The organism is Pedobacter sp. HMWF019, assembly GCF_003061025.1.
In the GTDB taxonomy this organism is placed as follows: domain Bacteria; phylum Bacteroidota; class Bacteroidia; order Sphingobacteriales; family Sphingobacteriaceae; genus Pedobacter.
In genome coordinates this window covers 1-8,334 of record NZ_QAIL01000076.1, presented here as the reverse complement: position 1 = coordinate 8,334, position 8,334 = coordinate 1, and the positions used below count along the sequence as shown (strand labels likewise).

Here is an 8,334-nt window from a genome sequence, read left to right as displayed (position 1 = left end):
TAACTGACCTGTATCGTATTGATTAAGGGCAAACCAGCCCTAATTTTTATCAAAATTTTGCTTTAAACTATAGCTTAAATAGAATATTTTAGGTGAAATGAAAATTTAATAACCACATATTCAATTGAAATACATACTATTGTTGAAAGTTTTGTAAGGGGCTTCATCTTACAATTAAAAGAAAATAAGTAAATTAAGGGTAATTTAAGCAAAATAGATCATTGGCTATGGTTTCTTACGCAGCACTTCAGGATAATCAGTTGATCTCCTTATTAAAGGAAGGAGACTCTGCCTCGTTTACCGAGATCTACAACCGGTATAAAGGAGAACTTTATGTATATGCCTGCAAAATTGTAAAAGATGAAGAGCTGGCCGCCGATTTGGTACAGGAAATCTTAATTTCGCTTTGGGACAGGAGAGAAACACTGGTTTTTAAGTCCTCTATCGTTGCTTATCTGTTTACGGCATTGCGGTATAAATTTTTTGACTGGATAGATAAGCAAAAAGTAAGAACAGATTATGCAGAATCGTTCCAGTTGTTTATAGACGAGGGAGATTGGGTTACAGATAACCAGATTGCTGAAAAAGAACTGATGGCTTTTGTAGAAGAGCAAATAAACAAACTGCCGGAGAAAATGAAAGCCGTTTTTTTGATGAGTTACAAAGAAAACCTGAGCTATCAAGAGATTGGCCTGCGGTTAAACATCTCTGAGAAAACCGCCCATAACCAGGCCAATAATGCGTTAAGGCTGCTTAAATCGAAGATTGGGGCATTTGCATTGTTGTTGTTCCTTCATCATCTTTAGAATGCTACTCAGAGCCATATTATTTACTGGTTTTATTCAGGGCTTTTTTCAGATCTTGTTGCTGGGTTCTAAGACGCGGAACCCCTTAGCAGATAAATGGCTGATGGCCTGGCTGCTCCTGGTATCCCTTCAGTTGCTGTTTTACTACGATGGTTTTTCTGGGGCTCCGGTAACTACTGGTTTTATTGGGGTTTTGGCCTTTTCTATTCCACTTATCAGTGCACCAATGCTTTACCAGTACATCAGGACTTTGTCTTTTGGAAAGAACTTAACTATAGGTTTTGCCTTGCTCTATTTTCTGCCTGTTGTTATTTATTGGTTCATTACCCTATGGTTTAAATTTAACTATGGCCCGGAGATAGCGGTCTTGAAGGGTTATCCGCATTTTGGCCCCCAGGTTCCTGGGTTGGTGCTCTATGTTTTTACCATTCCTATGGCCATTATACCTGGAGGCTATGCGATATGGGGAGTAGTTACACTGATCAGGTACCAGCGCAGTCTTTCTGCGCAATATTCTTATACGGAAAAGATTACCCTGAACTGGCTCAAGTGGCTGGTCATCTCTATACTGGTACTTTTTATAGGCCTTTTTCTGCTCATTCGTTTTGGAAAAACCGCCCTGGGGCCAGATGATTTATTCAGTGTTGTTGGGGCAGTGCTTTCCGGGTATATATTTTTGATTGGTTATCTTGGAATCAGGCAGGGCACGGTATTGATCGGGATAGAAAAGGATATACTGCCAGAGCCAGCAGGGGGTGCAGTTCCTTATCGAAATTCAGGTCTGGATGAACGGGCTGTTGAAGAAATCTATCAATCACTGGTTGAGCATATGGAAACAGAGCGTCCTTATCTATCCGATGATCTTAGTTTGTCTGTCCTGGCTGCCCAGCTAAAGGTGAGCCCCAATCAGCTTTCCCAGGTGATCAACCAGCGGTCGGGGAGTAACTTTTTTACCTTTGTTAATGCCTATCGTGTGCAGGCTGTGAAAGTGAAATTGCTTGACCCGGCTTTTGTCCATCTTTCCATTCTTGGGATTGCCTTTGAATGTGGGTTTAAATCAAAGTCGGCCTTTAACAGGATATTTAAAGAACAGGTTGGATCAAGTCCATTGGAATACCAAAGGCAGGAAAAACTGTAAAATAGGCGTCCCGTCCTACATTATAGGGCGCATGTTTTGTAGCAGTTGCGCTCCTTTGCCTAAAAAACACTATGGATATCTTTTCTTTATTTCACAAAACGAACATTGTGATCCACGTTCTTGCCGGGTCTTCTGCCTTGCTCATCGGTCTATTTATCCTTTTTGCTGCAAAGGGCGGAAAACGACACCGTAGTTCAGGGCGTTTATTCCTCTGGCTACTGTCCATTGTCATTTTAACAGGCCTGTTGGGCGTGTTCATCTTTAAACGGAACAGTTTTTTGCCGGTGATCACGCTGCTTAGTGGTTATCTGGGGTTTTCCGGGTTTAGAGTAATGCGCAACAGGATTAATAAACCCAGGCTGCTTGATGTTGCAGCCGCTGTACTTTCAATATTGTCTGTTTTCTTCTTTGTGTACTACTTCAAGTCCATCGGTATGATCTGGTCGCCGGTTATCATTTACAGTACGGTAGGTTATCTGGTGTTGGTTGTTGTTTATGATTTGGGCAGATATCTGCTGAGCAAAAAGACCTATCAGCACATGTGGATGTATGAACATATTTTAAAGATGGTGAGCGCTTTTACTGCATTGCTTTCCGCTTTTACAGGAACAGTTTTGCCTCAATACCATCCATACAGCCAATTTTTGCCTTCAGTATTTGGAACGGTCGTCGCATTGGGATTTATGCTGGTGTATTGGTATAAAAGAAAAGTTTAATTTTTTTTCATTTCATCTGGGATTTATGCGGAATTAACCTACATGTATATAAGCGGGACTATAATCCGGTTAGATATATGAACAAGAAATACCAGGCAGAAGAATTAATTTCCAAATACCATCAGGGAACAGCAAGCCCGGAAGAGCGTTTGCTGGTGGAGCAATGGTTTCTAATTGATTTAGAACAAAGTCATATTTTACCAGATGCAGAGGCTGTGAAAAAAGCCGATCAGAAAATCAGTTCAAACTTACAGGCATATATACAAGGACAGGCTGCAGATAAAAAGACATATAAACTATGGAAACACATTGCTGCTGCCGCAGCTGTTCTGTTGGTGGTTGGCTTGGGTGTTTTCTTTTATACATCTTATTATGCTCCCCGTCATCTCGAGGGAAGTGCAACGACGAGAGATCTGTTAGCTAACGACATAAAGCCTGGTGGCAACAAAGCCTACCTCATCCTATCAAACGGCAAGCGCTTGTCTCTAACCGATGCCGCCAACGGCGAACTCGCTAAGGAAGCAGGAGTGGAGATTACAAAAACCGCTGACGGGCAGGTAATATACTCTTCGCAACCTCTCGCCCCTTCGGGGAGAGATGCCGTAGGCAGAGAGGGGGCTCTCAACATAATCGAAACCCCCAGAGGGGGGCAATACCAGATCCGGCTCCCTGACGGATCCAAAGTATGGCTGAACGCCGCTTCTAAATTGATTTATCCTGTGAGCTTTAATGGGCGTGGGCAGCGGGTAGTTGAACTTAGTGGCGAAGCCTACTTTGAAATATTTAAGAATAAACTCCAACCTTTTGTAGTGAAATCCAAAAATCAGGAGGTTACTGTATTGGGTACGCACTTTAACATTAACAGTTACGCTGATGAACCGGATACTAAGACTACGCTCCTAGAGGGGTCAGTCTCCGTCCGTCATCTCGAGGGAAGCGCAGCGACGAGAGATCTCTCCTATCGTCGAGATGACGTGAAGGGAGAAGAGAGGTTTGGAGGGGTGGTCTTAAAACCCGGCCAGCAATCTACCATAGACCGTAACCGTAATTTCGACATCCAGGTTCAGGAAGTTCAAAACCTGGAAGCGGCTGTTGCGTGGAAAAACGGAACCTTTATGTTCACTAGCGAACCCATACAAGTAGTGATGAGAAAAGTGGCCCGATGGTACGACGTAGACGTAGAATACAAAACAACACCAGATACCAGAAAATACACAGGAGCTATAGCACGTACAGAAAATATATCCCAGATCCTGGCGCTCTTTGAAAGAATGGGAACTGTAAAGTTTGAGATCGTAGGGAAGAAAATCATAGTAAAATAAATAGTAAAATAAGAACTAACCGACTATTAACCAAATAACCAACAACCATGACAACTACAGCAAACCAACCACAACCGAGTTAAAAAAGAAAACACAGGCAGCTCATAAAAAAAGCCGGAACCGTGCTACGAACACGACCCGACTCTAAGTCTGAGTTAACCTTCCCTTCCAGATCTTGATCAGGTAGGGTAAAGAACAATTGCGAAACCGTTTCTTGAATCAACTCAAACCGACATAAAAGTATGAAAAAATCTACTTTTAACCTAGGTATGCTATATCCATGGCTACCGCCTAAACTATTGTTAGTTATGAAACTAACTACGATGATACTGCTGCTTGCCCTAACCACCGCAAGCGCCACAACATACGGACAAAAGATAACTTTGTCTGAAAAGAATGCAACACTAAAACAACTCATCACAAAGATCAGGGTACAAAGTGGCTATGGCTTTTTATATACTGACGATATGTTGGCTAATACCAAACCTATAACCGTGGAATTGAAGGAAGCCAGTTTGGAAGATGCATTAGAAGCTATTTTTAAAAATCAACCCTTAGAATATGCCGTAGAGCAAAAAAATATAGTGATAAAGATTAAATCCCCCACCTTTCTGGAACGCCTGGCTAATCGCTGGGCTAGCATTGACGCTAATGGGCGTGTGGTGGATTCGGAGAATCGTCCGCTCCCGGGGGCGAGTGTGAAGGTGAAGAAAACAGGAAAGGCCATGAGTACGGATAAAGATGGAAGATTCTTTTTGAGAGGCGTGGAAGAAGGGGCAGTGCTTATAGTCAGCTTTATTGGGTATTTGCCAAAGGAAGTAAGTGCTTCGGCAAATATGGGGAACGTGGTGTTAGAACAGAGTTTGTCGAAGCTGGATGAGATTCAGGTGATTGCTTATGGAACAACGACAAGAAGGTTGAGTACAGGAAATGTGACGACGATTAAGGCTGATGTAATTGAGAAGCAACCAGTGAATAATCCGCTATTGGCATTGCAAGGTAGGGTACCTGGGTTGTTTATAGAACAGGCAACAGGTTTTGCTGGGACAGGAGTGAAGGTGAGGATACAGGGAACTAATAGTTTAAATAGTGGAAATGACCCTTTGTATGTAATTGATGGAATTCCGTTTACTTCTCAATTGTTGCCTGGAGGTAATTCTATTTTAGGAACTAGTGGTAGTTATTCAGCAGGTAATCCATTGAATTTTATTAACCCAGCCGATATAGAGAGTATTGATGTGCTTAAAGATGCAGATGCAACAGCGATTTATGGATCCCGTGCCGCAAACGGGGCGATACTAATTACCACCAAAAAAGGTAAACCTGGTGATATAAAAATTGTTGCAAATGTGAAGAATGGCTGGAGCAATGTAACACGGAGATTAAATCTAATGAATTCTCAACAATATTTGGAAATGAGAAGAGAGGCTTTTAAAAATGATGGATTGATAACTCCACGTAGTTTTGAATATGATGTTAATGGCTTGTGGGATAAAAGCCGATACACAGACTGGCAAAAGGAACTGATTGGTGGGACTGCAAAATATAATGATATACAAACTTCAGTTTCAGGAGGGAATAATATGACAACTTTTTTAGCGGGAGCTGGTTATCATCAAGAAGGAAATGTATTTCCGGGGGATTATAAAGATATTAAAAGTTCAGTACACTTCAACTTGAATAGTTCTTCTTCAAATCAAAGATTTAAAATACAAATTTTTGCATCTTATCTAGAAGATAAGAATTTACTGCCTATCGTAGATTTGACATCCGTCGCAATGACTTTAGCACCTGTTGCCCCAGCATTATATAATTTAGATGGAAGTATTAATTTTCAACCTAATTCAACAGGGACAAGCACCTTTAATAATCCATTAGGATATCTTAGCCAAAAATTTAAAAATAATACTGACAACTTAATAGGGAATGCAATATTAAGTTATCGCATTGTAGACGGTCTGGAGATTAAAAGCAGTTTTGGATATACCAAGATGACCTCAGATATTATCAGTATCTTCACATCTCTGAAACCTGAAGCCCAGTTAACAATAGATCGTTGGCCATCCATTTTTAGCAATAGCAAGCAAGATTCATGGTCTATTGAACCTCAAATTAATTATCACGGTAAAATCAAGGTTGGTAAGTTAGAGGTTCTGCTTGGGGCGACTTTTCAAAAAGAAAATAGAGATGCCTCTTCAATCCAAGCAACAGGATTTAGTTCAGAACAAGCTATGTCTGATATTTCATCAGCTACAACAATTACTCCAGTGTCATCTACAAATGCTGTTTATAAGTATAATGCTGTTTTCGGGCGAATAAACTATAGTTGGGAAGATAGATATATTCTTAATCTTACAGCAAGAAGAGATGGAAGTTCTCGCTTTGGGTCCGAAAATCGATTTCACAATTTTGGAGCGTTAGCAGGTGCCTGGGTATTTTCCAATGAATCATTAATTAAAGATTATTTGACATTGTTAAGTTTTGGAAAACTAAGAGCAAGTTATGGAACGACTGGTAGTGATCAAACTAGTGATTATAATTTTTTAAGTTTATATAGTGCTACTGGAGGAGGAAGTGCACCCTATCAAGGAGCTATTGGCTACCAACCGTACAATTTAACCAATCCCTATTTGCAATGGGAGGAGACTAATAAACTTCAAGTAGGACTTGATTTGGGGTTTTGTAAGGATAGAATTCTTCTAACAACCAACTATTCAAAAAATAGATCATCCAATCAACTGATATATTATCAGCTTCCATCCATAACTGGATTTCCGGGCGTAGCGTCTAATTTTCCTGCTATAATACAGAACACAGGATGGGAATTTACCTTCTCGACAGTAAATGTTTCTGGAAGGAATTTTAGATGGAACAGTAGTGTTAATGTGACTCTACCCAAAAACAAACTTGTAAAATTCCCTGATCTGGAGAATTCTAGCTATGCAAGCACCTATATTTTAGGTCAGTCAGTTAATACCCAGAAGGTTCTTCATTTTTTAGGCGTAGATCCTGCAACTGGGATTTATCAATTTGCTGATAAGAATGGCCAACCAACATTCAACCCACAACCGAGTGGGTCTTATAATAGTGATGCTATTGTTAATTTGAATCCTGATCCAAGATTCTATGGAGGATTTCAAAATGCTTTTACTTATAAGAACTTTCAACTTGATGTATCTTTTCAGTTTACAAAACAACTAGCCAGAAATTATTTATTTGGTAGTTACCCAACAGGAACTTTCAATACATATGGGGCTGGAAACCAACCAATTTGGCAGCTGGATCGTTGGCGAAAGCCTGGAGATATTACCAGTATATCAAGAGCAACCTCTGGTAGTGATTTAGTAAGTTCTTGGTCTAGTGCGAGTTCTAGTGATGTGGTATGGTCGGACGCATCTTATATTCGTCTAAATAGCCTGTCAATTTCTTGGAGAATACCTGAAGCCTGGGAGAAAAGTATTCATTTAAAGAAATGTATATTAAATATACAAGGACGAAACTTGTTTACTCTAACCAATTACCTGGGGTTAGATCCTGAGACAAAAAGCTCAAATAGTCTTCCTCCTTTACGGGTGTTGACGCTTGGAATAGATATAACACTTTAAAATTCTGTTGTTAAATCAAAAAGATATGAAAACGAGAAAAATAATCTTACTTCTGAATTTAATGATAATTATTTCAATTGCAATTAGTTGTAAAAAGTTTGTTGAAGTTGACGGCCCTAATACTAGTTTAAATGAAGCAAATATTTATCAAAAAGATGCTACTGCTGCTGCAGTTTTAACAGGAATTTACACCAATCTGAGTAATAATTTTCTTACAGCTGGAGATCTGATGAGTACTTCATTTGTAGCTGGTTTATCTTCGGACGAACTTGTTCTTTATAATACTACAAATAACACAGATCTTAATAGCTATTATACCAATACTCTGAACAGTCAATCCAGTATTGTTTTTTGGAGTAATATATATACTAAGTTATACATAGTTAATGCAGCTATAAAAGGTATTTCAAATTCCACTACACTAAATCCGACTGTGAAACAGCAACTCTTGGGAGAGGCATTGTTTATGCGTGCCTTTTGTTTCTTTTATTTAGTTAATTTATATGGTGATGTTCCTTTAGTGTTAACTACTGACTACAAGGTCAATGCATCAATGACTCGTACATCTAAGGAGTTGGTTTGGGAACAGATTGTTAAAGATTTAAAAGATGCCCAGAAAATGTTAAGTTCAAATTACCTGGATGCAACACTATTAAAAATAACATCCGAAAAGGTTAGACCAACCAGATGGTCAGCTACAGCCTTATTAGCACGAACATATTTATATTTAAAGGACTGGACAAATGC

Annotated in this window: 6 protein-coding genes; all 6 read left to right on the top strand. The window is 39.6% G+C overall.

The window, feature by feature from the left end; translation table 11 throughout:
* Nucleotides 1-227: 227 nt before the first annotated feature.
* Nucleotides 228-806 carry an RNA polymerase sigma factor gene (locus DBR11_RS04730; RefSeq protein WP_108550460.1) on the top strand — a complete coding sequence of 193 codons (579 nt, stop codon included), beginning with the start codon at nucleotides 228-230 and terminating at the stop codon, nucleotides 804-806.
* Nucleotide 807: 1 nt separating this feature from the next.
* Entirely contained in the window at nucleotides 808-1,944 is a 1,137-nt protein-coding gene (locus DBR11_RS04725) for an AraC family transcriptional regulator (protein WP_108550459.1), read from the top strand.
* A 71-nt stretch (nucleotides 1,945-2,015) separates the two neighbouring features.
* The gene (locus DBR11_RS04720; RefSeq protein WP_108550458.1) at nucleotides 2,016-2,660 is read left to right on the top strand and encodes a hypothetical protein; all 645 of its coding nucleotides are present in this window, start codon (nucleotides 2,016-2,018) and stop codon (nucleotides 2,658-2,660) included.
* Between the two features lie 77 nt (nucleotides 2,661-2,737).
* A complete protein-coding gene (locus DBR11_RS04715) occupies nucleotides 2,738-3,982 on the top strand; it encodes a FecR family protein (protein WP_108550457.1) in 1,245 nt (414 codons plus the stop codon).
* 242 nt (nucleotides 3,983-4,224) lie between these two features.
* The gene (locus DBR11_RS04710) at nucleotides 4,225-7,587 is read left to right on the top strand and encodes a SusC/RagA family TonB-linked outer membrane protein (protein ID WP_108550456.1); all 3,363 of its coding nucleotides are present in this window, start codon (nucleotides 4,225-4,227) and stop codon (nucleotides 7,585-7,587) included.
* Nucleotides 7,588-7,612: 25 nt separating this feature from the next.
* Nucleotides 7,613-8,334: RagB/SusD family nutrient uptake outer membrane protein (locus tag DBR11_RS04705; protein WP_158275209.1), on the top strand; the 722-nt coding region annotated here is incomplete at its 3' end.

What these genes read in the sequence shown, in the direction of transcription:
- DBR11_RS04730 (WP_108550460.1), top strand. Translation starts at nt 228, where the DNA reads ATGGTTTCTTACGCAGCACTTCAGGATAATCAGTTGATCTCCTTATTA.
- DBR11_RS04710 (WP_108550456.1), top strand. Translation starts at nt 4,225, where the DNA reads ATGAAAAAATCTACTTTTAACCTAGGTATGCTATATCCATGGCTACCG.
- DBR11_RS04715 (WP_108550457.1), top strand. Translation starts at nt 2,738, where the DNA reads ATGAACAAGAAATACCAGGCAGAAGAATTAATTTCCAAATACCATCAG.
- DBR11_RS04725 (WP_108550459.1), top strand. Translation starts at nt 808, where the DNA reads ATGCTACTCAGAGCCATATTATTTACTGGTTTTATTCAGGGCTTTTTT.
- DBR11_RS04720 (WP_108550458.1), top strand. Translation starts at nt 2,016, where the DNA reads ATGGATATCTTTTCTTTATTTCACAAAACGAACATTGTGATCCACGTT.